The sequence below is a fragment of the Pseudomonas sp. TE6283 genome (genome assembly GCF_054060555.1).
Window position 1 is genome coordinate 111,699 of record NZ_JBSSDH010000015.1, and the last position, 25,353, is coordinate 137,051.

Below are 25,353 nucleotides of genomic sequence, written 5' to 3' on the forward strand. Positions count from 1 at the left end.
CACTGCACCCGTCAACACGGGTGCGTCCACGCCTTTCAGGTTCACCCCGACATTCCACCGCCTGGAAGCTGTCTGGAGAGCCTGTGATGAGCAAACAAGAAAAAACAATCAGTCTGAGCGAGTCGGCCCAAGTCGACCAACAGTCCGTGCAACCCTTGCCCAATTCGCGCAAGGTCTATGTCGAAGGTTCACGCCCCGACATCCGTGTGCCCATGCGCGAGATCAGCCTGCACGACACCCCCACCGACTTCGGCGGCGAGAAGAACGCCCCGGTGCTGGTGTATGACACTTCCGGCCCGTACACCGACCCCAATGTCATCATCGACGTGCGCAAGGGCCTGGGCGATGTGCGCTCGGCCTGGATCGACGCCCGTGGTGACACCGAGCGCCTGGATGGCCTGAGCTCGAACTTCGGCCAGCAGCGCCTGAACGACGCGGAGCTTGCCAAGCTGCGCTTCGCCCATGTGCGCAACCCGCGCCGCGCCAAGGCCGGCGCCAACGTCACGCAGATGCACTACGCGCGTCAGGGCATCATCACCGCCGAGATGGAATACGTCGCCATCCGCGAGAACATGAAGCTGCAGGAAGCCCGCGCCGCCGGCCTGCTGGACCAGCAGCACGCCGGCCACAGCTTCGGCGCCAGCATCCCGAAGGAAATCACCCCCGAGTTCGTCCGCGAAGAGATCGCCCGCGGCCGCGCGATCATTCCGGCCAACATCAACCACACCGAGCTGGAGCCGATGATCATCGGCCGCAACTTCCTGGTGAAGATCAACGGCAACATCGGCAACAGCGCCCTGGGTTCTTCGATCGAGGAAGAAGTGGCCAAGCTGACCTGGGGCATCCGCTGGGGTTCGGACACGGTCATGGACCTGTCCACCGGCAAGCACATTCACGAGACCCGTGAGTGGATCATCCGCAACTCGCCGGTGCCGATCGGTACCGTGCCGATCTACCAGGCCCTGGAGAAGGTCAACGGCGTGGCCGAGGACCTGACCTGGGAGCTGTTCCGCGACACCCTGATCGAACAGGCCGAGCAGGGCGTGGACTATTTCACCATCCATGCCGGCGTCCTGCTGCGCTATGTGCCGCTGACCGCCAAGCGCGTTACCGGCATCGTCAGCCGCGGCGGCTCGATCATGGCCAAGTGGTGCCTGGCGCACCATAAAGAGAACTTCCTGTACACGCACTTCGACGAGATCTGCGAGATCATGAAGGCCTATGACGTCAGCTTCTCGCTGGGTGACGGCCTGCGCCCGGGCTCGATCGCCGATGCCAACGACGCCGCCCAGTTCGGTGAACTGGAAACCCTCGGCGAGCTGACCAAGATCGCCTGGAAGCACGACGTGCAGTGCATGATCGAAGGCCCGGGTCACGTGCCGATGCAATTGATCAAGGAGAACATGGACAAGCAGCTCGAATGCTGCGACGAGGCGCCGTTCTACACCCTCGGCCCGCTGACCACCGACATCGCCCCGGGCTACGACCACATCACCTCAGGGATAGGCGCGGCGATGATCGGCTGGTTCGGTTGCGCCATGCTCTGCTACGTCACGCCCAAGGAGCACCTGGGCCTGCCGAACAAGGATGACGTGAAGACCGGCATCATCACCTACAAGATCGCCGCCCATGCCGCCGACCTTGCCAAGGGCCACCCAGGCGCGCAGATTCGTGACAACGCGTTGTCCAAGGCGCGCTTCGAATTCCGTTGGGAAGACCAGTTCAACCTGGGCCTGGACCCGGACACCGCGCGCTCGTTCCACGACGAGACGTTGCCCAAGGAGTCGGCCAAGGTCGCGCACTTCTGCTCGATGTGCGGGCCGAAGTTCTGCTCGATGAAGATTACCCAGGAAGTGCGTGAGTACGCGGCCAAGATCGAGGCCGTGGATGTGACGGTCGAGCAGGGCATGCGTGAGCAGGCCGAGCGGTTCCGCCAGGAAGGCAGCCAGTTGTACCAGAAGGTGTAAGTAGGCCTTGGGGCCGCGTCGCGGCCCTTTCGCGACGCAAGGCCGCTCCCACAGGTCCTGTATATGGCTCACGTCATGCACGGAGCCTGTGGGAGCGGCCTTGTGTCGCGATACGAGGACGCAGTCCTCGCCAGCAACAACTCCAATACTCCGGCGAGCCCCCATGACAACACCCAGTCACTTCTCCCCCGACCATTGCGTCCCCACCCACCACCGGCAGTTCGGCGCCCGCGACCTGTTCGCGCTGTGGTTCTCCCTCGGCATCGGCCTGATGGTCCTGCAGGTCGGCGCCCTGCTTGCCCCGGGCCTGGGATTGGCCGGCTCGATCCTGGCGATCACGCTTGGCACGGCGGTGGGTGTGCTATTGCTCGCGGCGGCCGGTGTGATCGGCAGCGACACCGGCCTCTCGGCGATGGGCAGTCTGCGCCTGACCCTGGGTCGCCACGGCGCGCGCCTGCCGGCCTTGCTCAACCTCCTGCAACTGGTGGGCTGGGGCTCGTTCGAGATCATCGTCATGCGCGACGCCGCCAGCCTGCTGGGTGCCCGCGCCTTCGGCGAGGGCAGCGGCTGGAGCAGCCCGTTGCTGTGGACCCTGTGCTTCGGCGCCCTGGCCACCCTGTTGGCGGTCAGCGGACCACTGGCGTTCGTGCGCAAGGTCCTGCGCAAATGGGGCATCTGGCTGCTGCTGGGCGCTTGCATCTGGCTGACCTGGAACCTGTTCGCCAAGGCCGACCTGGCCGAGTTGTGGCAGCGACCGGGGGATGGCTCGCTGTCCCAGGCCGTGGGCTTTGACATTGTTATCGCCATGCCGCTGTCGTGGTTGCCGCTGATCGCCGACTATTCACGCTTCGGCCAGCGCGGCAGCCGGGTGTTCGGCGGCACGGCACTGGGCTTTTTTATCGGCAATGCCTGGCTGATGAGCCTGGGCGTGGCCTATACCCTGGCGTTCGCGCCGAGCGGTGAAGTGAATGCGTTGCTGCTGGCGCTGGCCGGCGCCGGGCTGGGCATTCCGCTGCTGCTGATCCTGCTGGACGAGTCGGAGAACGCCTTTGCCGACATTCACTCCGCAGCGGTTTCCACCGGGCTGTTGATCAAGCTGAAGGTCGAGCACTTGGCCTTGGCCATCGGCGTGTTGTGCACGCTGATCGCCCTGCTGGCGCCGCTGGCCCAGTACCAGAACTTCCTGCTGCTGATCGGCTCGGTGTTCGCGCCGCTGTTCGGCGTGGTGCTGGTGGATCACTTCGTGGTCCGTCGTCGTCGCCTGCCGGTGCTGGTCGAGGGCTTGCACGGGCGGGCGCTGCTGGCCTGGGCGGTGGGGGTGGCGGCCTATCACCTGCTGGCCAGCCAGGCGCCGGAGCTCGGGGCGACCCTGCCGGCACTGCTGCTGGCAGGGGGGCTGCATCTGCTGCTATCGCTCAGCCGCGGCCGGGAAACAGCTCGGGCCTGATCACGCCGTTGAGGCGCGGGTAGGGGATCTTCAGTTCGACGTGGCCCATGGAGTACGGGGCGATGGCGTAGACCTCGTACTTGATCACCACCGCGCCGTAGGTCAGGGCGATGTGTGGCGACTGCTTGAACGGCCAGGTCTTGACGAACTCGGGGTCCTTGTCCATGCCGGTGCTGATCAGCCAGGCGCGGTGGGACTCCTCGGCGGTCTTCCAGAAGGTCGCTTCCTGGCCGGGCACCAGCATGTCGTCCAGGGTCAGCACCTTGTCCAGCTTTCGCGAGTAGTTGATGAAGCCGCGCCCTGGCATGCCGTGGGCGCCGCCGCTGTCCAGGTAGCTGGACAGCTCGACGATCACCAGCCCGTCATGCTGTTCGCGTACCTTGGCCTGCAGGTAGCTGCTGTTGCGCTTGTCGGCGCGGGCCAGGTACTGCTGTTCATAGGCTTGCAACGAGGCCGGCGGGGTGCCGCGCTGGTTGTCCTCGGTGAGCATCAGCAGGCGTTTCTCGACGAGGGCGTCGAGCTTGGGCAGGGCGGGGAAGTGCACCACGTCGATGTTGACCAGTGGGCAGTCGCTCTCGCTGCAGCCGGGCTTGACGTGTTCCCAGGCCTCGCGCTTGACCTCGAGCGGAGCGCGGTAATTGGGCGTGAACAGGCTCTGGCAGGCGCCGAGCGCCAGTGCCAGGACGGCCACGGAAGTCAGTTTGACAAGCGTCATGTTGCCTCTTTCACAACGGTGATGATCGGCCTTGGACCGCCTGCGCGGCCTTCAGTTCGCCACTAAGCTAACAGAGAGCGGCGCGCCTGTCCCGGCTGCCTGAACGGTCGCCAGAAAGGGGTGAAACCGGGCGGCGCGCAGAGTAGGATTGCGCGATGCGGTAACCGAGGTATCAAGGAGTTTGCATGACGGACACGTTGAATACAGTGCCCACCCAGGTCGAAATCGCCCGGCGTGAGCATCTGTTCAAGGGCTTCTACAAGCTCGACAAGCTGCACCTTCGCCACGAATTGTTCGCCGGCGGCATGAGTCGCGAGTTCACCCGCGAGTTGTTCGTGCGCCATGACGCCGTCTGTGTGCTGCCCTACGATCCGCAGCGCGATGAAGTGGTGCTGATCGAGCAGTTTCGAGTCGGCGCCGTGGGCAAGATCGATAATCCCTGGCTGATCGAGATGGTCGCCGGCCTGATCGACAAGGACGAGCAGCCGGAAGAGGTCGCTCATCGTGAGGCCGATGAGGAAGCAGGCCTGACCTTCAGCGCGCTATGGCCGATGACCTGCTACTTCCCCTCGCCAGGCGGCAGCGACGAGTACGTCCACCTGTTCCTGGGCCGTTGCATCAGTGAAGGTGCCGGCGGCCTGCATGGCCTGGAGGAGGAGAGCGAGGACATCCGTGTACGTGTGTGGGCGTTCGAGGATGCCCTGCAGGCAGTGCGTGACGGGCGTATCTGCAACGCCGCCACGATCATCGGCCTGCAATGGCTGGCACTCAACCGTGATGAAGTTCGAGGTATGTGGAAGTGAACCTGCTGCGTGAGCGCTATCGGGTCGACCTGGTCGGGCTGCAGTCGGCCTGCGAGGCCAACTATGCCCGCCTGATGCGCCTGCTGCCGGACATGCGCACCACGCAGAGCTCGCGGCGCATCGGCATGACCCAGGGCGACCAGATGCTCGGCGTGCTGGTGCTTGAAGTGCTGCTCGCCTGTCCCTATACCACGACCCTCAAGGTGCGCCAGGAGCACAGTCTGCCCTGGCTGCCGGTGCCCGAACTGGAAGTGCAGGTCTACCATGACGCGCGCATGGCCGAGGTGGTCAGCGCCGAGCATGCCCGCCGCCTGCGCAGCATCTACCCGTACCCCAACACGGCGATGCACCAGCCGGACGAGAAGGCCCAGCTCAATCTGTTTCTCGGCGAATGGTTGAGCCACTGCCTGGCCTGCGGCCACGAACTGGAAGCGGTGCGCTGAAATTGTGATGCGCGTCGGTTTCGAGTACTTGCCCGAAACCGATCCGCCGCCATAATCGTTGCTGAATCCGTTCGAGGAGACGGCCGTTGCCGCAACCACACCCACTTTCGTCACCCGTCCATGTGGTGCAACTGACCGATGCCCACCTGTTCGCCGACCCGGCGGGCACTTTGCTGGGCCTGAATACCCGCGCGAGCCTCGGGCATGTGATCGACCAGGTGCGTCGCGAGCAGCCGCGTATCGACCTGCTGCTGTGCACGGGCGACCTGTCGCAGGACGCCAGCGCCGCCTCCTACCAGGCCTTCAGCGAGCTGACCTCCAGGTTGGGGGCCCCAGCGCGCTGGCTGCCGGGCAATCATGACGAGGCCCAGATGATGCAGGCCGTGGCGCCGGAGCTGGTGCAGGCGGTGACTGACATCGGCCCATGGCGGATCGTCATGCTCGACTCTGCAGTGGTCGGTGCCACCTTCGGTGTGTTGACAGACGACCAGTTGGCCGTGCTGGACCAGGCGCTGCGCAGTGCGGGCGAACGCCATTGCCTGGTGTGCTGCCATCACCAGCCGGTGGACATCGGTTGCGCGTGGATTGCGCCGATCGGTCTGCGCAACGCCGATGAACTGTTGCAGCGCCTGCATGGTTATCCACAGGTGAAGGCGCTGCTCTGGGGGCATATTCACCAGGAATGGGACGAGCTGCGCAACGGTATCCGTTTTCTCGCCACGCCGTCGACCTGTATCCAGTTCGCGCCTCGCAGCGAGGAATTCAAGGTGAGCGAGGAGCAGCCGGGCTACCGTTGGCTGCGGTTGCATGCTGACGGACGGTTGGAGACTGGCGTGGAGCGGGCGTGCGATTTCGAAGTGAAACTGGACTTCGACAGCCCCGGTTACTGACCGGGCCGGTGGTAAGCGGCGGGTAGCGGCGCACCGCCGCGCTCACGACGAATGTAGTCTTCTTGAAGAATTTGCCGCGAAAATCCCCACGCTGCGCCAATGCCCTTTGAACACGCTACACTGCGCGTCTTTGCGTCCGGGGGGCAGCATGTCGGGTTCCATCCTCTATATCCATGGCTTCAACAGCTCGCCGCTGTCGAAGAAGGCGCGCCAGCTCGAGGCGGTGATGCAGCGCATCGGCCTGTCCGACCAGTTGCGTGTCCCGGCCCTGCATCACCACCCGCGCCAAGCCATCGCCCAGCTGGAGGCCGCCATCGATGAGCTAGGCGCCCCCTTGCTGGTCGGCAGCTCACTCGGCGGCTACTATGCCACCCATCTGGCCGAACGCCATGGGCTCAAGGCCTTGTTGGTAAACCCGGCGGTCGGCCCGCACCGCCTGTTCGACGGCTACCTGGGTACCCAGCGCAACCTTTATACCGACGAGGCCTGGGAGCTGACCCATGATCATGTGGCCGCCCTGGCCGAACTGGAAGTGCCGCCACCGCAGGACGCCGCCCGCTATCAAGTGTGGTTGCAGACCGCCGATGAAACACTGGACTATCGCCACGCCGAGCACTATTACCGTGCTTGTGCCCTGCGTATCCAGGCCGGTGGCGACCACAGCTACCAGGGCTTCGCCGAGCAACTCCCGGCCCTGCTGGCGTTCGCCGGTATTGCCCGTGGGCAGTATGCGGCGCTGGATTTTTCTGTATTTTGACTTTTGCATTCACCTGACTGACGACGAGAACCCATGGCCAATCCCAGCGCTAGCGCCTATAACGCAGACGCCATCGAAGTCCTCTCGGGCCTTGACCCGGTCCGCAAGCGGCCGGGCATGTACACCGACACCAGCCGGCCCAACCACCTGGCCCAGGAAGTCATCGACAACAGCGTCGATGAAGCCCTGGCCGGCCACGCCCGCTCGGTGCAGGTGATCCTGCATGCCGACCACTCGCTGGAGGTCAGCGACGATGGCCGCGGCATGCCGGTGGACATCCATCCCGAGGAGGGCGTTTCCGGCGTCGAGCTGATCCTCACCAAGTTGCACGCCGGCGGCAAGTTTTCCAACAAGAACTACCAGTTCTCCGGCGGCCTGCACGGCGTCGGCATCTCGGTGGTCAACGCCCTGTCGAGCCAGGTGCGGGTGCGCGTCAAGCGTGACGGCAACGAATACCAGATGACTTTCGCCGACGGCTTCAAGGCCAGCGAGCTGGAAGTGGTCGGCACCGTCGGCAAGCGCAACACCGGCACCAGCGTGTACTTCACCCCCGATCCGAAGTACTTCGACTCGCCGAAATTCTCCATCAGCCGCCTCAAGCATGTGCTCAAGGCCAAGGCCGTGCTGTGCCCGGGGCTGTCCATCAGCTTCGAGGACAAGGGCACCGGCGAGAAGGTCGAATGGCACTACGAGGACGGCCTGCGTTCCTATCTGGTCGACTCGGTCAGCGAGTACCTGCGCCTGCCCGACGAGCCGTTCTGCGGCAGCCTGGCAGGTAACAAGGAGGCCGTGGACTGGGCCCTGCTGTGGCTGCCCGAAGGCGGCGACAGCATCCAGGAAAGCTACGTCAACCTGATCCCCACCGCTCAGGGCGGCACCCACGTCAACGGTCTGCGCCAGGGCCTGCTGGACGCCATGCGTGAATTCTGCGAGTTCCGCAACCTGCTGCCACGCGGGGTCAAGCTGGCGCCTGAGGACGTCTGGGAGCGCATCAGCTTCGTGCTGTCGATGAAGATGCAGGAGCCGCAGTTCTCCGGCCAGACCAAGGAGCGCCTGTCGTCCCGCGAGGCGGCGGCATTTGTCTCCGGCGTGGTCAAGGACGCCTTCAGCCTGTGGCTCAACGCCCATCCCGAACTGGGCATGCAGTTGGCCGAACTGGCCATCAGCAACGCCGGCCGTCGCCTGAAGGCAAGCAAGAAGGTCGAGCGCAAGCGCATCACCCAGGGCCCGGCGCTGCCCGGCAAGCTGGCCGACTGCGCAGGCCAGGATCCGATGCGCGCCGAGCTGTTCCTGGTCGAGGGTGACTCCGCCGGAGGTTCTGCCAAGCAGGCGCGGGACAAGGAATTCCAGGCGATCCTGCCGCTGCGCGGCAAGATCCTCAACACCTGGGAAGTCGATGGCGGCGAGGTCCTGGCCAGCCAGGAAGTGCACAACATCGCCGTGGCCATCGGCGTCGACCCGGGCGCCACCGACCTTTCGCAACTGCGCTACGGCAAGGTCTGCATTCTCGCCGACGCCGACTCCGATGGCCTGCACATCGCCACCCTGCTGTGCGCGCTGTTCGTCCAGCACTTCCGTCCGCTGGTCGAGGCCGGGCACGTCTACGTGGCCATGCCACCGCTGTACCGCATCGACCTGGGCAAGGAGATCTACTACGCCCTGGACGAAGCCGAGCGCGATGGTGTCCTGGACCGTCTGGTCGCCGAGAAGAAGCGTGGCAAGCCGCAGGTCACCCGATTCAAAGGCCTGGGCGAGATGAATCCGCCGCAGTTGCGCGAGACCACCATGGACCCGAACACCCGGCGCCTGGTCCAGCTCACCCTGGACGACGTGCAGGGCACCACCGAGATCATGGACATGCTGCTGGCCAAGAAGCGCGCCGGTGACCGCAAGAACTGGCTGGAGACCAAAGGCAACCTGGCCGAGGTCCTGGTTTGATTCGTCCGCTGCTCATGGCCTGCCTGGCGTTGTTCGCCCTGCAGGCCCAGGCCGGCGACTGGCCGCAGCTCAAGCTCAGCGGCGAGCACGTGGTCGATGGCATGCGCGGCGGCAACCTGTCGGGTCTGGCCTGGTGCCGGGGCGCCTTGTGGGCGGTGTCCGACCGCGATGACGACCGTATCTACCGCCTGGACCAGGAGGGCGCGGCCTGGCAGGCCCAGCCGCTGACCTTCACCCCGCCACCGGCCCCCGATACCGGATTGCCCTGGGGGTTGAAGTCGCGCAACTGGGCGGCGTCGTATATTCGTGGTGGCGCGCTGGATTTCGAAGGCATCACCTGCGACCAGGCGGGCAACCTGTTCATCGTCAGCGAGGCCCAGGCCGCCGTGCTGCAACTGCCCCTGGAAGGCGAGCCGAACTGGCTGAGAATCGACCAGGCCATGGTGCGCCAGGCGCGAGCCAGCGGCATGCTGCTGCATTTCAATGCCCTGTTCGAAGGGCTGGCGATCAACCCGGCGGGCGATCGCTTGTGGCTGGCCGCCGAGCGTGAGCGACGCGGGCTGCTCGCCGTGCAGCGCCAGCAGTCGGTATGGACCTGCGGGCGCGGCTGCGTGCTGCTCAGCGAAGCCGGCGTGGAAATGCAGCCGCCGCAGTTCCCCGAGGCACGCCCGGTTTCCCGCGACTTCGCCGACCTGGCCTGGTTCGAGGGCAAGTTGTTCACCCTCGAGCGCAACGCTTATCGCATCTGCCGACGCGACGCTGACAGTGGCACCGTGGAGCGCTGCTGGTCGTTCGCCGCCGACGCCCTGGTGGAATCGCGTCGCTATTCACAGCCCTATGGCCTGGCCGAGGCGCTGGTGATCGACAGGGACGGCGCCTGGATCGGCGTGGACAACAACGACCGGCCACGGGCGGACGGTGAAGCGCGGCCGGTCGTCTGGCGCTTCGGCGCGCCGGCCGGCGGCTGGAGTGGCAAGCCATGAGCCAGCCAGCGGGCAAGCGGGCGGGCAGGGTGCTGATGATCGTTGCCTGGGCGGCGGCGATGTTCCTGGCCACACGTTTTTTCGGCCAATGGGAGGCGCGTCAGCAGAATCCCAACGCCGTTGTGCAGAGCGAGCAGGGCGACGGCTTCGTTGAGGTACGCCTGTTGAGCAACGGTCAGGGCCATTTCGTCGCCGACGGCGCGATCAATGGCCAGGTGGTGCATTTCATGCTCGATACCGGTGCCACCGATGTGGCGATCCCCGAGGCGCTGGCCCGCGACCTGGACCTGGCCCGTGGCGCCCCGGTGCAACTGAGTACCGCCAATGGCCGCACCGAAGGCTACCGCACCCGGCTCGACAGCCTGCAACTGGGCGACATCCACCTGCGCGACGTGCGCGCGCTGGTGGTGCCCGGCCTGGATGGCCAGGCCGTGCTGCTGGGCATGAGCGCCCTGAAACAACTTGAATTTACCCAGCGCGGCGGCACCATGCTGCTGCGCCAGAACCTGAAATGACGAGGCTCGCATGAGCGACTTACTGGACAGTCTCGAAGGCGTCGAACGCCGTTCCCTGGCCGACTTCACCGAACAGGCCTACCTCAACTACTCCATGTACGTGATCATGGACCGCGCCCTGCCGCACATCGGCGACGGCCTCAAGCCGGTCCAGCGCCGCATCGTCTATGCCATGAGCGAGCTGGGTCTGGACGCCGACTCCAAGCACAAGAAGTCGGCGCGTACCGTCGGCGACGTGCTCGGCAAGTTCCATCCCCACGGCGACTCGGCGTGCTACGAGGCCATGGTGCTGATGGCCCAGCCGTTCAGCTACCGCTACACCCTGGTCGACGGCCAGGGCAACTGGGGTGCGCCGGACGATCCGAAGTCGTTCGCCGCCATGCGTTACACCGAGGCGCGGCTGTCGCGCTATTCCGAAGTGCTGCTCAGCGAGCTCGGCCAGGGCACCGTCGACTGGGTGCCGAATTTCGACGGCACGCTGCAGGAGCCAGCGGTGCTGCCGGCGCGCCTGCCGAACATCCTGCTCAACGGTACCACCGGCATCGCCGTGGGCATGGCCACCGACGTGCCGCCGCACAACTTGCGGGAAGTGGCCAGCGCCTGCGTGCGCCTGCTCGACGAGCCCAAGGCCACCATCGAGCAGCTGTGCGAGCACATCCAGGGCCCGGACTACCCCACCGAGGCCGAGATCGTCACCCCGCGCGCCGATATCCTCAAGCTCTACGAGACCGGCAAGGGCTCGATCCGCATGCGCGCGGTGTACCGCGTCGAGGACGGCGACATCATCGTCACCGCGTTGCCGCATCAGGTCTCCGGGGCCAAGGTTCTGGAGCAGATCGCCGCGCAGATGCAGGCCAAGAAGCTGCCGATGGTCGCCGACCTGCGCGATGAGTCGGACCACGAGAACCCCTGCCGCATCGTCATCATCCCGCGTTCGAACCGCGTCGATGCCACCGAATTGATGCAGCACCTGTTCGCTACCACCGACCTTGAGAGCACCTACCGGGTCAACGTCAACATCATCGGCCTCGACGGCCGTCCGCAGCTGAAGAACCTGCGCGCGCTGCTGCTGGAATGGTTGGAGTACCGGATCGGTACCGTCCGTCGCCGCCTGCAGCACCGCCTGGACAAGGTCGAGAAGCGCCTGCACCTGTTGGAAGGCCTGCTCACCGCGTTCCTCAACCTGGATGAAGTGATCCACATCATCCGTACCGAAGAGCACCCCAAGCAGGCACTGATCGCCCGTTTCGACCTCACCGAAATCCAGGCTGACTACATCCTCGAGACCCGCCTGCGCCAGCTGGCCCGTCTGGAAGAGATGAAGATCCGTGGCGAGCAGGACGAGCTGCTCAAGGAACAGAAGCGCCTGACCACCCTGCTGGGCAGCGATGCCAAGCTGCGCAAGCTGGTGCGCAGCGAGCTGATCGAAGACGCCGAGACCTATGGCGACGACCGTCGCTCGCCGATCGTCGAGCGTGCCGAGGCCAAGGCGCTCTCGGAAAACGAGCTGATGCCGACCGAGCCGGTCACCGTGGTGCTGTCGGAGAAGGGCTGGGTGCGTTGCGCCAAGGGCCACGATATCGACGCCACGGGCCTTTCCTACAAGGCCGGTGACGGTTTCAAGGCCGCCGCCGCCGGACGCTCCAACCAATTCGCCGTGCTCATCGACTCTACTGGCCGCAGCTATTCGGTGGCGGCCCACAGCCTGCCATCGGCGCGAGGCCAGGGCGAGCCGCTGACCGGTCGTCTGACTCCGCCGCCCGGCGCTACCTTCGAGTGCGTGCTGCTGCCGGAGGACGAGGCCCTGTACGTGGTGGCCTCCGACGCCGGCTACGGCTTCGTGGTCAAGGGCGAGGACCTGCAGGCCAAGAACAAGGCCGGCAAGGGCCTGCTCAGCCTGCCCAACGGCGCCAAGGTGATGACCCCGCGCCCGGTGGCCGACCGCGAGCAGGACTGGCTGGCCGCGGTGACCACCGAAGGCCGTCTGCTGGTATTCAAGGTCGCCGACCTGCCGCAGCTGGGCAAGGGCAAGGGCAACAAGATCATCGGCGTTCCGGGCGACCGAGTAGCCAGTCGGGAAGAATTCGTCACTGACCTGGCAGTGATCAGTGAGGGGGCGACCCTTGTATTGCAAGCTGGCAAGCGTACCCTTTCTCTGAAGCCAGATGATCTCGAGCACTACAAGGGTGAGCGTGGTCGCCGTGGTAGCAAATTGCCACGCGGTTTCCAGCGTGTGGATAGCTTGATGGTGGAAACCCCCGCCTGAGTGCATGGGTTGTCTGCTGCGGCGCTTTCGGCGCCGCTTCAGGCGGAAATGCTGGAGTCTGGCGGCTAATTCGCGGATGATAGGGCCCGCGTGGCGCCGGCGTGGCCGGGTGCCCGGATGAATCTACATGAGTATCACTGCGGTCAGTCTGGAGACGACCGCCTGGATGGGATGAATGAAATTTCTGCGCCTTCCATTTGCGTTGCTGGTGACCGGCTTGCTGGGCCTGAGCGGATGCAGCATGCATCAGCCGGTCGCCTTGTATCAGCTCGACAGCGGTGAACCCGGCCAGCCGACCCAGGCGGCGGGCATGGCGGTGGTGCTCGGCCCGGTATCGGTGGCCGACTACCTGCAACGTGAGACCTTTCTGCAGCGGCAGGTCGATGGCAGTCTGACGGCAGCCACCGATGGCCGTTGGGCCGGCAGCCTTTCGTCGGATATCGACCAGTTGCTGGTGCGCCAGCTGGCCTGGCGCCTGGACAGCCAGCGCGTGGTGCTGGCGCCGGCGAGCGCCGGCTTCACGCCGGACGTGCAGGTGCTGCTGTCCATTACCCGCCTGGACTCGGGCAAGAACCAGCCCGCGATCCTGGATGCCCAGTGGCGTGTGCTGGACCGCCGTGGCCAGGTGCGTGACAACCGCATCGTCCACCTCGAGCAGCCCCATGCGGGCAGCGAGTCGGCGCAGGTCCAGGCTCAGGGGCAATTGTTGCAGAAGCTGGCCGAACAGCTGAGCACCGCTGTTAAACCACTGGCCAACCAGCCGGCCATCGCCGAGGAGACACCACGCAAGCCGGCGGCGCCGGTGCAGGTGAAGAAGGAGCCGGAGAAACCGAAGATTCCGATGGCCTCGCCGATTCGTACCGATATGGAAGTGTTCCGCTTCTGATATCCGCAGCCACAAAAAAGCCCGCATCGCTGCGGGCTTTTTTGTGGCTTTGGTGGGAGGCTTTATCAGATCTGCGTGGGAGCGGGCTTGTCCCGCGATAGGGCTTGCCAGGGCAGCAACATTGCCTGCCCCGACGCTATCGCGGGGCAAGCCTGCTCCCACGCAAGTCCTAGATGAGCGGTGGCGCTCAGGCGCGGCGCTCGTGCATCCGTGCCAGCTGGCGCTCCAGCATCGACGGGTATGGCTCCATCAGGCGCTCGACACAGCACGCGCCCTCGGGGCTGGCAATCGGCCGAATACGCGCACGCTGGCGCACCAGGGCGTCATCGCTGATGCGACGCTCCACCAGCAGCAGGTTGCGGCTGTGCTGCGACAGGGCCAGGGCGTCCTGGGCCTGTTCGGTCATCAGCAGGTCGACCTGATCCAGGCCTTGCAGGTCGTCAGCCAGCACCAGGCCCAGTTGCAGCTGCAGGGTGATGCCGCTGTCGGCCACCTCGATCTGCAGGGCGTGGCCCAGGGCGCGCAGCAGCTCGCCGCAGCAGATGGCGTTGGTCAGGTAGTCCTCGCCGCTGTCGCGGCTGTGGAACAACAGCAGGGTGCTGCCGTCGTTCAGGGTGTGGACTTCGCCTTCGTACAGCGATGCAGCCTGCTCCAAACAGTCGCGGTAGCGCTCCAGCAGCTCGGTAAGGCGGGTGCGTGGCAGGCGGCGCAGTTGCTCCTGGGAGCCCAACTGCACGGCCAGCACGGCACTGAACTGCGGCTCGTCGGACTCGACGATGACAGGCTTGGCCGGAGCGCTTTGCTCATCCATCAGGTCGGCGAAGGCGTCGTCGTCCTCGTCGTGCCCGGCAGTCTGTACCATCGCCTTGGCCCGTGGGGCGACCTTGGCAACTGGCGCGTCGTCGAAGTCGTCTTCCTCGTCCTCTTCTTCCGGCTCAGGTGGCGGCGGTGGGGCGAGGCGCGCGTGCAGTTGGCGCGCCAGATCGCCGATTTCGTCCTGGCGGTCGATGCCCGGCGTGTAAGGGTGCGGGTCACGCAACCACACGCGCAACTGCAGCAGCGGCGTCGAGATAAAGCGGCCAAGGCGCAGGCTGAGGGTCAGGGCCAGGGCCAGCAGGATCGCGGCGAGGATACCCATGCTCTGCAAGCTGATCAGCATCGGTTGCTGGAACTGGTTCATGTCCAGGCTGATGCGCAACTGGCCGGCGGTCACGTCCTGGAAGGTGATCTTGGTCTGGTAGACCCCTTCGGTTTCGCCCAGCAGGCTGTTGCGCGGGCGCTGGCCGGCCTCGGCGAGGATGCGGTTGTCCACGCTGTAGATGGCCGCATGGGCCACCAGCGGGTTCTTCACCAGGTTGCCCAGCAGCACGTTGAGGCTGAGGATGTCGTTGGACACCAGCAGCTCGGTGGCCGAGGTGGCGGTCTGGGTGGTCAGGCTCTGGCCGACGGCATCGGCCTGCTCGTGCATGGCCTGCTTGAACTGCAGGCCCATCACGCAGGCATAGATCACCAGGGCCAGGGCCACCAGGAAGATGTTGTGGCTGGCAATGCGCAGGGCCAATGGAATTCGGCGCTGGCTCAGGGCTCGGTAGATCATCAGGAAGAAGTTGTCGGGTTTTACGGGCGTGGGCCGGTTCACAGAGCGCGGCTCTTTATGGCGAGAAAGTTGCTGCGCAGTATAGCGACACGCGTTTTGTCGGCAAAGTATCGTTGGCGCCCGGCGGTCATGGAAAATCGGTAGAATGCGCATTTTTCATCGAGTTGGAGCCCCGGTCTTGCGCGAAATCGTCCTGATCAACATCACTGGTGAAGACCGTCCAGGTCTCACCGCGGCCATCACCGGCGTCCTGCTCCAGGGCGGTGTGAACATTCTCGACATCGGCCTTGCGGTCATGCATGGCACGCTGTCGTTCGGCATCCTGGTCGACATCCCCGACAACGAAGTGGCCACCGCGCTGTTGCAGAGCGTGCAGTCCAAGGCTCACGAACTGGACCTGCAGGCCCGCTACACCCCCATTTCCGAGGCCGATTACCAGCACTGGGCCGACAGCCAGGGCGAGGCGCGCCATATCGTCACCCTGCTCAGCCGCCGGGTGACCCCGCAGCAGTTGCAGCGGGTCAGTGCGATCATCAGCCAGTACGGCTTGACCATCGAGCGCATCGAGCGACTGTCCGCCCGCGTCACGCTGGATGCCCAGACCGACAAGGGCAAGTCCGCGCTGGAAATTTCCGTACGCGGCGAGGCCAGCGATGCTCAGGCCCTGCGCGCCGACTTCTTTGCGCTGTCCGAAGAGCTGAACATCGACATCGCTTTCCAGCGCGACGACCTGTTCCGCCGCAACCGCCGCCTGGCGGTGTTCGACATGGACTCGACCCTGATCGAAGCCGAAGTGATTGATGAGCTGGCCAAGGCCGCCGGCGTCGGCGAGCAGGTGGCGGCGATCACCGAGCGCGCCATGCGTGGCGAGCTGGACTTTCGCGCCAGCTTCAAGGAGCGCATGGCCTTGCTCAAGGGGCTGGACGTCAGCGTGCTCGACCAGATCGGTGCCTCGCTGCGCCTGACTGAAGGCGCCGAGCACCTGTTCGCCGAGCTCAAGCGCCTGGGCTACAAGACCGCCATCCTCTCCGGTGGCTTTACCTACTTTGCCAAGCAGGTGCAGGCGCGCCTGGGCATCGACTACGTGTTCGCCAATGAACTGGAGGTGGTCGACGGCAAGGTGACCGGCGTGGCCGTCGAGCCGATCGTCGATGCCCAGCGCAAGGCTGACCTGCTGCAGCAACTGGCCGGCGAGGAGGGCCTGCAGCTCGAGCAGACCATCGCCGTCGGTGATGGCGCCAACGACCTGCCGATGCTGTCCCTGGCCGGTCTGGGCGTGGCCTTCCGCGCCAAGCCGCTGGTGCGCCAGTCGGCCAAGCAGGCCATCTCGACCTTGGGCCTGGACGGCGTGCTGTACCTGCTGGGTGTGCGCGATCGCGAAGCGCGCGGCTGATCTTGAGCCGGGGCCGCGTAGCGGCCTTTGCGGCCGGTCCTGCAGATGATCGCGTCCCCCTGTAGGAGCGGCCTTGCGTCGCGAAAGGAGGGCGAAGCCCTTCCAGCAATCCCAAGGCAAAAAAAGGCCCTGCATGAAATGAATCATGCAGGGCCTTTTTATTACCGGATGCTCAGGCCTGGCTCGGCTGCGCCAGCAGCTCACCCATGCGCACCGCGGAGCCGGCACCCAGGCTCTCGGCCCACTTCACCTGCTCTGGCCCGAACAGCACGATGGCGGTGGAACCCAGCTTGAAGCGACCCAGTTCGGCACCTTTTTCCAGGTGGATCGGCGCACGGCTGGCTTCGTCGTAGCGGAAGGTCTTCAGCTCGCGCTTCGGCGGCGTGACCAGGCCGGCCCAGACGGTCTCGATCGAGGCGACGATCATCGCGCCGACCAGCACCACGGCCATCGGCCCACGCTCGGTGTCGAACAGGCAGACCACGCGCTCGTTGCGGGCGAACAGCTCAGGAACGTTTTCCGCGGTGGTCTGGTTGACCGAGAACAGCCGACCCGGCACATAGACCATCTCGCGCAGGGTACCGGCCAGCGGCATGTGCACGCGGTGGTAGTCCTTGGGCGACAGGTAGATGGTGGCGAACTCGCCGCCCATGAACGGTGCGGCCAGGGCCGGATCGCCGCCCAGCAGCTCCAGGGCGCTGTAGCCGTGGCCCTTGGCCTGGAAAATGCGGCCGTGCTCGATCGGGCCGAGCTGGCTGACGGCGCCATCGGCTGGGCAGAGGATCGCGCCGGGGGTCTCGTCCAGCGGGCGGGCTCCCGGCTTGAGGGCGCGGGTGAAGAAGGCGTTGAAGTGCTCGTAGGCACTGAGGTCTTCGACCAGTGCCTCGGACATGTTCACCTGGTAGCGCTTGGCGAACCAGGCGGTGAAGGCGTTCTTGAACCAGCGTGCGCGGCACTCGGCGACGCAGCCGGCCAGCCGCGACAGCAGGTGGTGCGGCAGCAGGTACTGGCTGATGATGAACAAGCGGGATTTCATTGAGCGTCCTTAAACTTCGACGGGCGTGTCGGGGTGGTTGCCCCATTCGCCCCAGGAACCGGCATAGCCCTTCACCCGTGGATAGCCGAGGGCCTTGGCCACGAGGTAGGTGAAGCCGGAGCGGTGGTGGGTCTGGCAGTGGGTGATCACTTCCTTGTCGGGGGTGATCCCCAGGTTTTGCAGGACTTCGGCGATGTCCTTGCGGATGCGCAGGTGGTTGTTGAGGTCCATGCCGGCGGTCCACTCGAAGTTGATCGCGCCGGGGATGTGCCCGCCCTTGGCCGCCAGGACTTTCTCGCCGCTGTATTCCAGCGGCCCGCGGGCGTCCCAGATGACCAGGTCGGCGGCGCCCAGGCGGCTCTGCAGGTACTCGCGGGTGGCGGTGGGTTCGCCATGCAGGTGCAGGCTCACCGGGCCGCCGGCGACTTCGGGCGTTTCGGTGGACAGCTTGTCCGCCGGCCAAGCCTGGATGCCGCCATTGAGGTAGTGGTATCCCTTGTGGCCGATGACGTCGAGCAGCCAGATGAAGCGCCCGGCCCAGCCGCCGCCCTCGTCGTCGTAGACCACATACACTGCATCGTCGCGGTGGCCGAGTTCACCGAACAGTTTCTCCAGGTCGGCACGGGCCGGCAGCAGGCCGGGGGCCGGGGGCTGGCCCAACTGGGTGCGTTTCGGGTCGACGAAGCGGGCTCCGGGGATGTGCCCGCTGCCATAGCGGTTGGCGCTGGTCAGGTCGACCAGGATCAGCCGCGGCGAATCCAGGCGCGGCAGCAGGTCCTCGGCTTCGATCACCAGGGACAGGCCGGAAAAGTCAGTCATCCACGTTCTCCAGGGTGGAAAGAGGGGCGATTGTAGCGTAAGGGTCAGGCATTGCGGGTGGCAAACACGGCCAGGGCGCGCTCCACGCATTGCGCGGTCTTGCCGAACGCCTGCACGCTGACGTCGGCCAGCGGCTTGCCGTCCTGGTCGGCCACCGCCAGCATCAGTACCTGGTCGCCCACCGCCAGCGAGCGCAGCAGCAGGTGCTCGCCGCGGAAGAAGGCGCGCAGCGGTGCCGGCAGCAGGGCGCTGAACTGGGCATGGTTGTCGGGTGTCAGGCGCAGTTGCCCGGCTTTTGCCATCAACTTTTGCAACAATTTGTTCTGCACGACGGGCAGCGCCATGGCGGCGGCCTCGCGTGGCAGGCCGGCGGTCTGCTGCACGCGCAGGTAATCGGTGGTCTTGTCCAGGCTCAGCAGCATGATGCGTTGCATGCCGCAGGCCAGCAGGGCGTCGCGGGCCTGGGTGGCCAGGTGTACGGCATTGCTGAACGGGCTGGGCTGGGCCAACAGTTCCTGGCACAGCGCGCGCCAGCGGCCAAGATCCTCGGTGCTGGGTGGCGGCGGGGTGAGCATGTCCGGGTGCGGTCTGCGCTGGTGCCAGGGCCAGATCAGCGCCTCGGCCGGGTGGAACAGCGCATGACGGGCGTGATGACGGGCACTGGCCGCGGCTTGCTGGTGAACCTGCTGCTGGACATCGTCCAGGGTGGTCTGCAGGTACAGCGCGGTGAGCAGCTGCCAGCGCAGCAGGTGCGGGTTGTCCCAGCCCACCTGGGCGGCCAGGGCGAGGCCGTTGGCCAGCAGCACGGTGTTGGGTGGCTGGTTGAACCAGCGGCGCAGCGCTGGCTCGTCGTCCAGTCGCTGCTGCTGGACCAGCGGGTCCTGTTCGCGGGCGATGTTCAGCACCTGGGCCAGTTGCTCGCGCTCGTCCATCAGCAGGCGATAGCCCTGGGTCACCCACTCGGGCAGGCGCCAATGCTCGGCCATGGCCTGGCATAGTTGCATGAGGCGCACGCCGAACAGTTCCCGTTCGACCTCGGCGGCGTCCTCGCTCTTGTGGATGACCCGCAGTTCCCAGGTATCCAGCAGTTTGGGGTAGGCCAGGGCCAGCGGCCACAGCGGCGAGAGGAACAGCAGGCTGCCCCAGTGGATTTCCTGCCACAGCCGCGCCAGGCGGCTGGCGAACAGGCCGTTGGCCTGTTGGGTGGCGTGTTGGCTGATCAGCAGGAACTGGCGCAGCACCGGCGGGATCTCGTCAGCCGGTATCGACGGCAGGCGCGCCAGCAACTGGCTGGTGCGGGCCAGCCCCAGGCGATTGAGGGCGATTTCCAGGCTTTCGGCGGGCTCCGCCAGGCTGGCGTTGGCCGGATGGTTGGCCTCGCGCAGCACGCAGAGCACCAACGCGGGGCTGTCCTGCATCAGTTCGGCGATGTCGCGCAGGGAGCGGCGGCTGTCGTTGATGGCCTGTAGAACGCGGTCGTGGCTGTCTTTCGGCACGGGTACTCGAATCCCGTCGAGCAGCTTTACCCAGGCCTCTAGACTCGACGGAACCTGACTTGGCACCTTGGTTTCAATTGGCATATTGACATCAGTCCGAACTGGCTTTTCGCAATGAGTGGCTATAGTCTGGCGCAGTTCTGCCGATAAGTAGAAGAAGAGTTTTCAAGCTTCCGTTCCCTACCCTGACCACGACAGCAAGTGCTTCCAACTTATGGCTAAAATTATCGGCATCATCGTCGTATTCGCGAGCGTGCTCGGCGGCTACGTGCTTTCCCACGGCAAGATCGCGGCACTGATCCAGCCGTTCGAAGTGCTGATCATCGGCGGCGCGGCCTTTGGTGCGTTCCTCCAGGCCAACCCTGGTTACATGACCATGCATGTAATCAAGAAGTCGCTGAAGATGTTCGGCACCCGCTTCACCCACACCTTCTACCTCGAAGTGCTGGGCCTGGTGTACGAGATCCTCAACAAGAGCCGTCGTGAAGGCATGATGGCCATCGAGGGGGACATCGAGGACGCCGCGGCCAGCCCGATCTTTGCCAAGTACCCGGCCGTGCTGGGCGATGAGCGCATGACCGCGTTCATCTGCGACTACCTGCGGATCATGTCCACCGGCAACATGGCGCCCCATGAGCTCGAAGGCCTGTTCGACATGGAACTGCTGAGCATGAAGGAAGAGCTGGAGCACCCGTCCCACGCGGTGACCGGCATCGCCGACGGCATGCCCGGCTTCGGTATCGTCGCGGCGGTACTGGGTATCGTGGTGACCATGGCCTCGTTGGGCGATGGCGACCAGAAGTCCATCGGCCTGCACGTGGGCGCGGCGCTGGTCGGTACCTTCTTCGGTATTCTCGCCGCCTACGGCTTCTTCGGCCCGCTGGCCAACGCCCTGCGCCACGATGCGAAAGAGGAACTGAACGTCTACGAGGCGATCAAGGCCTCGCTGGTGGCCTCTGCGTCCGGCATGCCGCCGTCGCTGGCGGTCGAGTTCGGTCGCAAGGTGCTGTACCCGGCGCACCGCCCGAGCTTCGCCGAGCTGGAACAAGCGGTACGCGGTCGCTAAGCCATGGAGAACAATCAGCCCATCATCGTCAAGCGCGTCAAGCGCTTTGGCGACGGCCATCACGGCGGCGCCTGGAAAATCGCCTTCGCCGACTTCGCCACGGCGATGATGGCGTTCTTCCTGGTGCTCTGGCTGCTGTCGACGGCCACGCCCGAGCAGAAGATCGCCATCGCCGGCTACTTCAAGGATCCGATCGGCTTCTCCGAGAGCGGCACGCCCTACATCATCGACCTGGGCGGTTCGCCGCAACTGGCGCCGGAAAAGACCATCAACCCGGAAGTGAAGTCCGAACCGACGCCCGACACCAGCCTGCAGCTGGACAAGGACAAGGTCGAGACCATGGCCGAGCAGGTCGAGCGCGAGCGCCTCGAGCTCTTGCTGCAGGAGTTGCAGAACAAGGTCGAGGAAAACCCGCAACTGCAGAAGTTCAAGGACCAGATCCTGTTCGAGATCACCCAGGACGGTCTGCGCATCCAGATCATGGATGCCGAGAACCGGCCAATGTTCGACCTGGGGAGTGCACGACTGCAGCCCTATTTCGAAGATATCCTGCTGGCCATGGCCGACACCATCAAGGCGGTCCCGAACAAGATCAGCATCAGTGGCCATACCGATGCCAAGCCGTATTCCGGTACCGGCGATTTCGGTAACTGGGAGCTTTCGGCCAACCGTGCCAACGCGGCGCGTCGTGCATTGGTCGCCGGTGGCTATCCGGACGAGCAGGTGGCCCGTGTGGTCGGTTATGCATCGTCGTCGCTGTTCGACCGTGCCAACCCGTTTAACCCGGTCAACCGCCGTATCGACATCATCGTCCTGACCAAGAAGGCGCAACGCGATATCGAAGGTGAGCAGGGCAAGCCGGACGCAGCGCCACCTGCCGCTGAAGCACCGCCTGCGGGCGCTGCGCCAGGTGCGGCCGCGAAACCGGGCGATACGCCGATGCAGCCGCGCGAGCTGCGCCAGAAGCTGAACATCTTCGAGGATGGCGTGTTGAAGATGGATGAGGCCAAAGACCAGTAATTGACAGGGGCCGCTTTGCGGCCCCGATGCATTCAGAACCCCCGCCTGATCTTGGCCTTGAGATCGGCATGGAAGAAATCTGCATTGTCCCTGTCCGACACTACGCCGTCCCCGGCCGGTGAAGCCATGGCCCGGCCAAAGGTCTGCTCGTCATGATAGGCGCGCACGAACAGGTCTATATGCGCTCGTTCCCGCATTACTGGCCACTTGCGCAGGCCCTGCAGCAGTTCAGTCGAGTCAGGGTGGTAGAAAGTCACCCGCCGATCCGCCATGGCCGCTGCGCCCAGTAACCAGGCCGTCCACAAGTCTTCGGTATAGGCCTCGCAGAGCACTCCGATCCAGTGAGTGGCATCGGCCATGTGTTGGCAAAAGCTGCCATGCAGGTCGTCGTGGGTCTGTCCTTCACTGTCGAAGGGGACGAGTTGGGTGGGAATGCCTTCTAGTAGCAGGCGCTCATTCAAGATGAAGGCATCGAGCCGTTCGTTCTGGTGGTAACTGATGAATACCGGCATCTGTGCTGCCCTCCCTGATCAATGCCGACGACAAAGTCATGACCATCAGGGAAAACCGTGGGAGGGACAATAGGTGACCGTGAAACCGGAGCGGTCCTACCTGCTCCGGTAAAATTTCCTACGATGCTGGCGTGCTTGCCGTCACTTCAATAGGTGTCTTCCGGCAAACTGGCGATGATCGAGCGGTAGCTGTTCATTCGCTGTTGCGTGACGCTGCCGTCTTCCAGGGCCTTGAGCAGCGCACAGCCAGGCTCGCGGTCATGCTTGCAGTCGCGGAAGCGGCAGTTGCCGATCAGTTCGCGGAATTCGATGAATCCATCCTCGACATCATCACGGCTGACATGGCCCAGGCCGAATTCGCGGATGCCCGGCGAGTCGATCAGGTCACCGCCATTGGGGAAGTGGTAGAGGCGCGCGGTGGTGGTGGTGTGGGTGCCCTGGCCGGACCATTCCGATAGGTCGCCGACACGGGTGCCTGCATCAGGCAGCAGGCTGTTGACCAGCGAGGACTTGCCCACGCCCGACTGTCCGACGAACACGCAGATATGACCATCGAGCGTCTGCTGCAAGCGCTGCATGCCATCGCCCTGGTGCGCCGAGACTTCCAGCAGCGGGTAGCCCAGGCCGCGGTAGACCTCGAGCATGGCATTGAGAGTCGGGGCGTTCTCGTCGTTGATCAGGTCGGCCTTGTTCAGCAGCAGCAGTGGGTGGATGCCGGCATGCTCGGCGGCGACCAGGTACCGGTCGATCAGGTTGGGGTGCGGTTCGGGCGCAGGGGCGAAGACAATGACGATCAGGTCGACGTTGGCTGCCACCGGCTTGAGCTGGCCGTGATTGTTCGGCCGGCACAGCTCGGTGCTGCGTGGCATCTGCGCGACGATCACGCCGATGCCCTGGTTGCCCGCGCGCCAGACCACACGGTCGCCGGTCACCAGCGCCGGCAGATTGGCCCGCAGGTGGCAGCGGAAGACCTGGCCGGCGGCCTCGCCGTCCTGGGCCTCGACCTCGACCTGCACACCGAAGTGGGCGATCACCAGGCCCAGTTGTTCCGGCCCTAGATCGCCACCCTCCAGCTCCTGCAGCACGTGCTGCTCGCGTTTGGCGGCGCGGGCGGCGCGCTCGCCCTGGATCTTTTCGATGCGCCAGTTCTGGCGGCGATTGAGCTGGCGTTTGGCCATGAGGGTTCCGTGTCGGCGGGGCAGAAAGAAAACGGCGGGCAGTTTAGCACGGCGCGCCCACGAGCCGCCCCGCTAGGCTAATATGACGGGCTATTCGAGGAGCCTTTTCATGCAGAACCCACAGAACCTGATCTGGATCGATCTGGAGATGACCGGCCTGGACCCGGACAACGACGTCATCATCGAGATGGCCACCATCGTCACCGACAGCGAGCTGAACACCCTGGCCGAAGGCCCGGTGATCGCCATTCACCACAGCGACGAAGTGTTGGCGCGCATGGACGAGTGGAACACCCGCACCCACGGCGCCTCGGGCCTGACCCAGCGCGTGCGCGAGAGCAAGGTGAGCATGGCCGAGGCCGAGGCGCAGACCATCGCTTTCCTCGAGCAGTGGGTGCCGAAGGGCAAGTCGCCGATCTGTGGCAACAGCATCTGCCAGGACCGTCGTTTCCTGTATCGCCACATGCGCGAGCTGGAAAACTACTTCCACTACCGCAACCTCGATGTGTCCACGCTCAAGGAGCTGGCCGCGCGCTGGGCGCCGGAAGTGCGTGACAGCTTCAAGAAGGGCAGCACCCATTTGGCGCTGGACGATATTCGCGAGTCGATTGGCGAGCTGCGTCACTATCGCGAGCATTTCATCAAGGTCTGACCTTGTCGTGCGCCGACGATCGTCGGCGTGCCCCCTTTTGGTGCCCCGCGCGACTGGGTAGACTGCGCGCCTTTCCCGCACGGACCTGCACCATGTTGCTGATGCTCTACCTCATCGCGATCACCGCCGAAGCCATGACCGGCGCCCTGTCCGCCGGCCGCCGCGGCATGGACTGGTTCGGCGTGGTGCTGATCGCCTGCGTCACCGCGCTCGGTGGTGGCTCGGTGCGTGACGTGCTGCTTGGGCACTACCCGCTGACCTGGGTGAAGCACCCGGAGTACCTGGTGCTGACCAGCTTCGCGGCGCTGCTGACGATTTTCATCGCGCCCTTGATGCGTCACCTGCGGTCGCTGTTCCTGGTGCTCGACGCGCTGGGGTTGGTGGCGTTTACCCTGATCGGCTGCATGACCGCGCTGGAGATGGGGCAGGGGTTCCTGGTTGCTTCGATCAGCGGGGTGATTACCGGGGTGTTTGGCGGCATCCTGCGGGATATCTTCTGCAACGATATTCCTCTGGTGTTTCGGCGTGAGCTCTATGCCAGTGTGTCGTTCGCGGCGGCTTGGTTCTACCTGGGGTGTGTTTACTTCAAGGTGCCGGCGGAGCAGGCCATGTTGCTGACATTGTTTGGTGGTTTTCTGGTGCGGTTGTTGGCGATTCGGTTTCATTGGGAGATGCCGAAGTTTCATTACAACGATCAACAGTAAATTAGCGCTGCGCTTTGAGGGGTTCAGTTATCCCTGTGGGAGACGGCTAGTCGCCGAGAGCCTATAACTTAGCTACACTGCCAGTGGTCCAATAGTTGGTTCATGTCTGTTGATCTTGATCTTGATCTTGATCTTGATCTTGATCTTGCTTCTAAGCGCGCGATAGTTCAGGCAACGCCAATTGCGACTTCAGGAGGCCGAGCGGAGTTCTTGCGGAGGGAGGTGACGGGCATGGATGCCCGTCAAGCGCTGCGCCCCAGGATGGGGCGT

The 25,353-nt window shown here is 64.9% G+C and carries 23 protein-coding genes; 16 read left to right on the forward strand and 7 right to left on the reverse strand.

The genetic code is table 11. The annotated features are described in order from the left end of the window. Positions 1-86: 86 nt before the first annotated feature. Positions 87-1,967 (forward strand): phosphomethylpyrimidine synthase ThiC, encoded by a 1,881-nt coding sequence (thiC, locus tag ACVWZ5_RS19150; protein WP_062572660.1) that lies wholly within the window; start codon positions 87-89, stop codon positions 1,965-1,967. Positions 1,968-2,130: 163 nt separating this feature from the next. After that, a complete protein-coding gene (cytX, locus tag ACVWZ5_RS19155) occupies positions 2,131-3,414 on the forward strand; it encodes a putative hydroxymethylpyrimidine transporter CytX (protein ID WP_301142599.1) in 1,284 nt (427 codons plus the stop codon). Here cytX and ACVWZ5_RS19160 read toward each other — a convergent pair. Beyond that, a complete protein-coding gene (locus ACVWZ5_RS19160) occupies positions 3,383-4,129 on the reverse strand; it encodes an RsiV family protein (RefSeq protein ID WP_028688285.1) in 747 nt (248 codons plus the stop codon). The two genes, cytX and ACVWZ5_RS19160, sit on opposite strands and share 32 nt — an antisense overlap. Positions 4,130-4,314: 185 nt before the next feature. Between ACVWZ5_RS19160 and ACVWZ5_RS19165 the strand changes: the two genes are divergently transcribed. The 9 genes from ACVWZ5_RS19165 (at position 4,315) to ACVWZ5_RS19205 (ending at position 13,610) form a co-directional block, all read left to right on the forward strand. Further along, a complete protein-coding gene (locus ACVWZ5_RS19165; RefSeq protein WP_062572662.1) occupies positions 4,315-4,932 on the forward strand; it encodes an NUDIX domain-containing protein in 618 nt (205 codons plus the stop codon). Continuing rightward, positions 4,923-5,375 carry a DUF1249 domain-containing protein gene (locus ACVWZ5_RS19170; RefSeq protein ID WP_023630808.1) on the forward strand — a complete coding sequence of 151 codons (453 nt, stop codon included), beginning with the start codon at positions 4,923-4,925 and terminating at the stop codon, positions 5,373-5,375. The genes ACVWZ5_RS19165 and ACVWZ5_RS19170 overlap by 10 nt, the downstream gene beginning before the upstream one ends. An 86-nt stretch (positions 5,376-5,461) precedes the next feature. Next, positions 5,462-6,265, forward strand: a complete 804-nt coding sequence (gene cpdA / locus ACVWZ5_RS19175) for a 3',5'-cyclic-AMP phosphodiesterase (RefSeq protein ID WP_062572663.1) — start codon at positions 5,462-5,464, stop codon at positions 6,263-6,265. Between the two features lie 148 nt (positions 6,266-6,413). Next, on the forward strand, positions 6,414-7,022 hold the full coding sequence (locus ACVWZ5_RS19180) for a YqiA/YcfP family alpha/beta fold hydrolase (protein WP_062360166.1): 609 nt from the start codon (positions 6,414-6,416) through the stop codon (positions 7,020-7,022). Positions 7,023-7,055: 33 nt separating this feature from the next. Next, the gene (gene parE, locus ACVWZ5_RS19185; RefSeq protein WP_062360164.1) at positions 7,056-8,960 is read left to right on the forward strand and encodes a DNA topoisomerase IV subunit B; all 1,905 of its coding nucleotides are present in this window, start codon (positions 7,056-7,058) and stop codon (positions 8,958-8,960) included. Next, positions 8,957-9,943: an esterase-like activity of phytase family protein gene (locus tag ACVWZ5_RS19190; protein WP_084943297.1), complete on the forward strand. Its 987-nt coding sequence runs from the start codon at positions 8,957-8,959 to the stop codon at positions 9,941-9,943. Before parE ends, ACVWZ5_RS19190 begins: the two co-directional genes overlap by 4 nt. After that, positions 9,940-10,458, forward strand: coding sequence for a retropepsin-like aspartic protease family protein (locus ACVWZ5_RS19195; protein ID WP_062572665.1), 519 nt, complete (start codon positions 9,940-9,942; stop codon positions 10,456-10,458). The genes ACVWZ5_RS19190 and ACVWZ5_RS19195 overlap by 4 nt, the downstream gene beginning before the upstream one ends. A 10-nt stretch (positions 10,459-10,468) precedes the next feature. Then, on the forward strand, positions 10,469-12,724 hold the full coding sequence (parC, locus tag ACVWZ5_RS19200) for a DNA topoisomerase IV subunit A (RefSeq protein WP_062572666.1): 2,256 nt from the start codon (positions 10,469-10,471) through the stop codon (positions 12,722-12,724). A gap of 175 nt (positions 12,725-12,899) precedes the next feature. Further along, positions 12,900-13,610: a PqiC family protein gene (locus tag ACVWZ5_RS19205; protein ID WP_028688277.1), complete on the forward strand. Its 711-nt coding sequence runs from the start codon at positions 12,900-12,902 to the stop codon at positions 13,608-13,610. 187 nt (positions 13,611-13,797) lie between these two features. Here ACVWZ5_RS19205 and ACVWZ5_RS19210 read toward each other — a convergent pair whose 3' ends face one another. Then, the gene (locus tag ACVWZ5_RS19210; protein WP_028688276.1) at positions 13,798-15,249 is read right to left on the reverse strand and encodes a histidine kinase; all 1,452 of its coding nucleotides are present in this window, start codon (positions 15,247-15,249) and stop codon (positions 13,798-13,800) included. A gap of 136 nt (positions 15,250-15,385) precedes the next feature. Here ACVWZ5_RS19210 and serB point away from each other — a divergent pair, with 136 nt between their 5' ends. After that, the gene (gene serB, locus ACVWZ5_RS19215; protein ID WP_062572667.1) at positions 15,386-16,600 is read left to right on the forward strand and encodes a phosphoserine phosphatase SerB; all 1,215 of its coding nucleotides are present in this window, start codon (positions 15,386-15,388) and stop codon (positions 16,598-16,600) included. 172 nt (positions 16,601-16,772) lie between these two features. Here the strand turns inward: serB and asd are convergent, their stop codons facing one another. Genes asd through ACVWZ5_RS19230 form a run of 3 tightly spaced genes read right to left on the reverse strand, consistent with a single transcriptional unit; the run spans position 16,773 to position 20,035 of the window. Continuing rightward, on the reverse strand, positions 16,773-17,636 hold the full coding sequence (gene asd / locus ACVWZ5_RS19220) for an archaetidylserine decarboxylase (RefSeq protein WP_062572668.1): 864 nt from the start codon (positions 17,634-17,636) through the stop codon (positions 16,773-16,775). Between the two features lie 9 nt (positions 17,637-17,645). Then, complete coding sequence (gene rhdA / locus ACVWZ5_RS19225; protein WP_062572669.1) at positions 17,646-18,455, reverse strand: thiosulfate sulfurtransferase; 810 nt, start codon at positions 18,453-18,455, stop codon at positions 17,646-17,648. Positions 18,456-18,499: 44 nt separating this feature from the next. Further along, complete coding sequence (locus tag ACVWZ5_RS19230; protein WP_062572670.1) at positions 18,500-20,035, reverse strand: HDOD domain-containing protein; 1,536 nt, start codon at positions 20,033-20,035, stop codon at positions 18,500-18,502. Between the two features lie 130 nt (positions 20,036-20,165). Here ACVWZ5_RS19230 and motA point away from each other — a divergent pair, with 130 nt between their 5' ends. Both motA and motB read left to right on the forward strand, forming a co-directional pair. Next, positions 20,166-21,017, forward strand: a complete 852-nt coding sequence (motA, locus tag ACVWZ5_RS19235) for a flagellar motor stator protein MotA (RefSeq protein ID WP_023630652.1) — start codon at positions 20,166-20,168, stop codon at positions 21,015-21,017. Between the two features lie 3 nt (positions 21,018-21,020). Further along, complete coding sequence (gene motB / locus ACVWZ5_RS19240) at positions 21,021-22,037, forward strand: flagellar motor protein MotB (RefSeq protein WP_062572671.1); 1,017 nt, start codon at positions 21,021-21,023, stop codon at positions 22,035-22,037. Between the two features lie 32 nt (positions 22,038-22,069). Here motB and ACVWZ5_RS19245 read toward each other — a convergent pair whose 3' ends face one another. Both ACVWZ5_RS19245 and rsgA read right to left on the reverse strand, forming a co-directional pair. Then, positions 22,070-22,549 (reverse strand): molecular chaperone Tir, encoded by a 480-nt coding sequence (locus ACVWZ5_RS19245; RefSeq protein WP_435767836.1) that lies wholly within the window; start codon positions 22,547-22,549, stop codon positions 22,070-22,072. A gap of 146 nt (positions 22,550-22,695) precedes the next feature. Further along, complete coding sequence (gene rsgA / locus ACVWZ5_RS19250) at positions 22,696-23,727, reverse strand: small ribosomal subunit biogenesis GTPase RsgA (protein WP_457340788.1); 1,032 nt, start codon at positions 23,725-23,727, stop codon at positions 22,696-22,698. A gap of 109 nt (positions 23,728-23,836) precedes the next feature. Here rsgA and orn point away from each other — a divergent pair, with 109 nt between their 5' ends. Both orn and ACVWZ5_RS19260 read left to right on the forward strand, forming a co-directional pair. Next, positions 23,837-24,379, forward strand: a complete 543-nt coding sequence (gene orn / locus ACVWZ5_RS19255) for an oligoribonuclease (protein WP_028688268.1) — start codon at positions 23,837-23,839, stop codon at positions 24,377-24,379. A gap of 92 nt (positions 24,380-24,471) precedes the next feature. Then, positions 24,472-25,083, forward strand: a complete 612-nt coding sequence (locus tag ACVWZ5_RS19260; RefSeq protein WP_023630647.1) for a trimeric intracellular cation channel family protein — start codon at positions 24,472-24,474, stop codon at positions 25,081-25,083. Positions 25,084-25,353: the final 270 nt, after the last annotated feature.

Bases quoted from the DNA above. Each gene is read 5' to 3' on its own strand.
- cytX (WP_301142599.1), top strand. From the start codon at position 2,131: ATGACAACACCCAGTCACTTCTCCCCCGACCATTGCGTCCCCACCCAC.
- rsgA (WP_457340788.1), bottom strand. From the start codon at position 23,727: ATGGCCAAACGCCAGCTCAATCGCCGCCAGAACTGGCGCATCGAAAAG.
- ACVWZ5_RS19260 (WP_023630647.1), top strand. From the start codon at position 24,472: ATGTTGCTGATGCTCTACCTCATCGCGATCACCGCCGAAGCCATGACC.
- motB (WP_062572671.1), top strand. From the start codon at position 21,021: ATGGAGAACAATCAGCCCATCATCGTCAAGCGCGTCAAGCGCTTTGGC.
- rhdA (WP_062572669.1), bottom strand. From the start codon at position 18,455: ATGACTGACTTTTCCGGCCTGTCCCTGGTGATCGAAGCCGAGGACCTG.
- orn (WP_028688268.1), top strand. From the start codon at position 23,837: ATGCAGAACCCACAGAACCTGATCTGGATCGATCTGGAGATGACCGGC.
- ACVWZ5_RS19245 (WP_435767836.1), bottom strand. From the start codon at position 22,549: ATGCCGGTATTCATCAGTTACCACCAGAACGAACGGCTCGATGCCTTC.
- ACVWZ5_RS19195 (WP_062572665.1), top strand. From the start codon at position 9,940: ATGAGCCAGCCAGCGGGCAAGCGGGCGGGCAGGGTGCTGATGATCGTT.
- ACVWZ5_RS19230 (WP_062572670.1), bottom strand. From the start codon at position 20,035: ATGCCAATTGAAACCAAGGTGCCAAGTCAGGTTCCGTCGAGTCTAGAG.
- parC (WP_062572666.1), top strand. From the start codon at position 10,469: ATGAGCGACTTACTGGACAGTCTCGAAGGCGTCGAACGCCGTTCCCTG.
- ACVWZ5_RS19165 (WP_062572662.1), top strand. From the start codon at position 4,315: ATGACGGACACGTTGAATACAGTGCCCACCCAGGTCGAAATCGCCCGG.
- parE (WP_062360164.1), top strand. From the start codon at position 7,056: ATGGCCAATCCCAGCGCTAGCGCCTATAACGCAGACGCCATCGAAGTC.
- thiC (WP_062572660.1), top strand. From the start codon at position 87: ATGAGCAAACAAGAAAAAACAATCAGTCTGAGCGAGTCGGCCCAAGTC.
- ACVWZ5_RS19180 (WP_062360166.1), top strand. From the start codon at position 6,414: ATGTCGGGTTCCATCCTCTATATCCATGGCTTCAACAGCTCGCCGCTG.
- ACVWZ5_RS19205 (WP_028688277.1), top strand. From the start codon at position 12,900: ATGAAATTTCTGCGCCTTCCATTTGCGTTGCTGGTGACCGGCTTGCTG.
- ACVWZ5_RS19160 (WP_028688285.1), bottom strand. From the start codon at position 4,129: ATGACGCTTGTCAAACTGACTTCCGTGGCCGTCCTGGCACTGGCGCTC.
- asd (WP_062572668.1), bottom strand. From the start codon at position 17,636: ATGAAATCCCGCTTGTTCATCATCAGCCAGTACCTGCTGCCGCACCAC.
- motA (WP_023630652.1), top strand. From the start codon at position 20,166: ATGGCTAAAATTATCGGCATCATCGTCGTATTCGCGAGCGTGCTCGGC.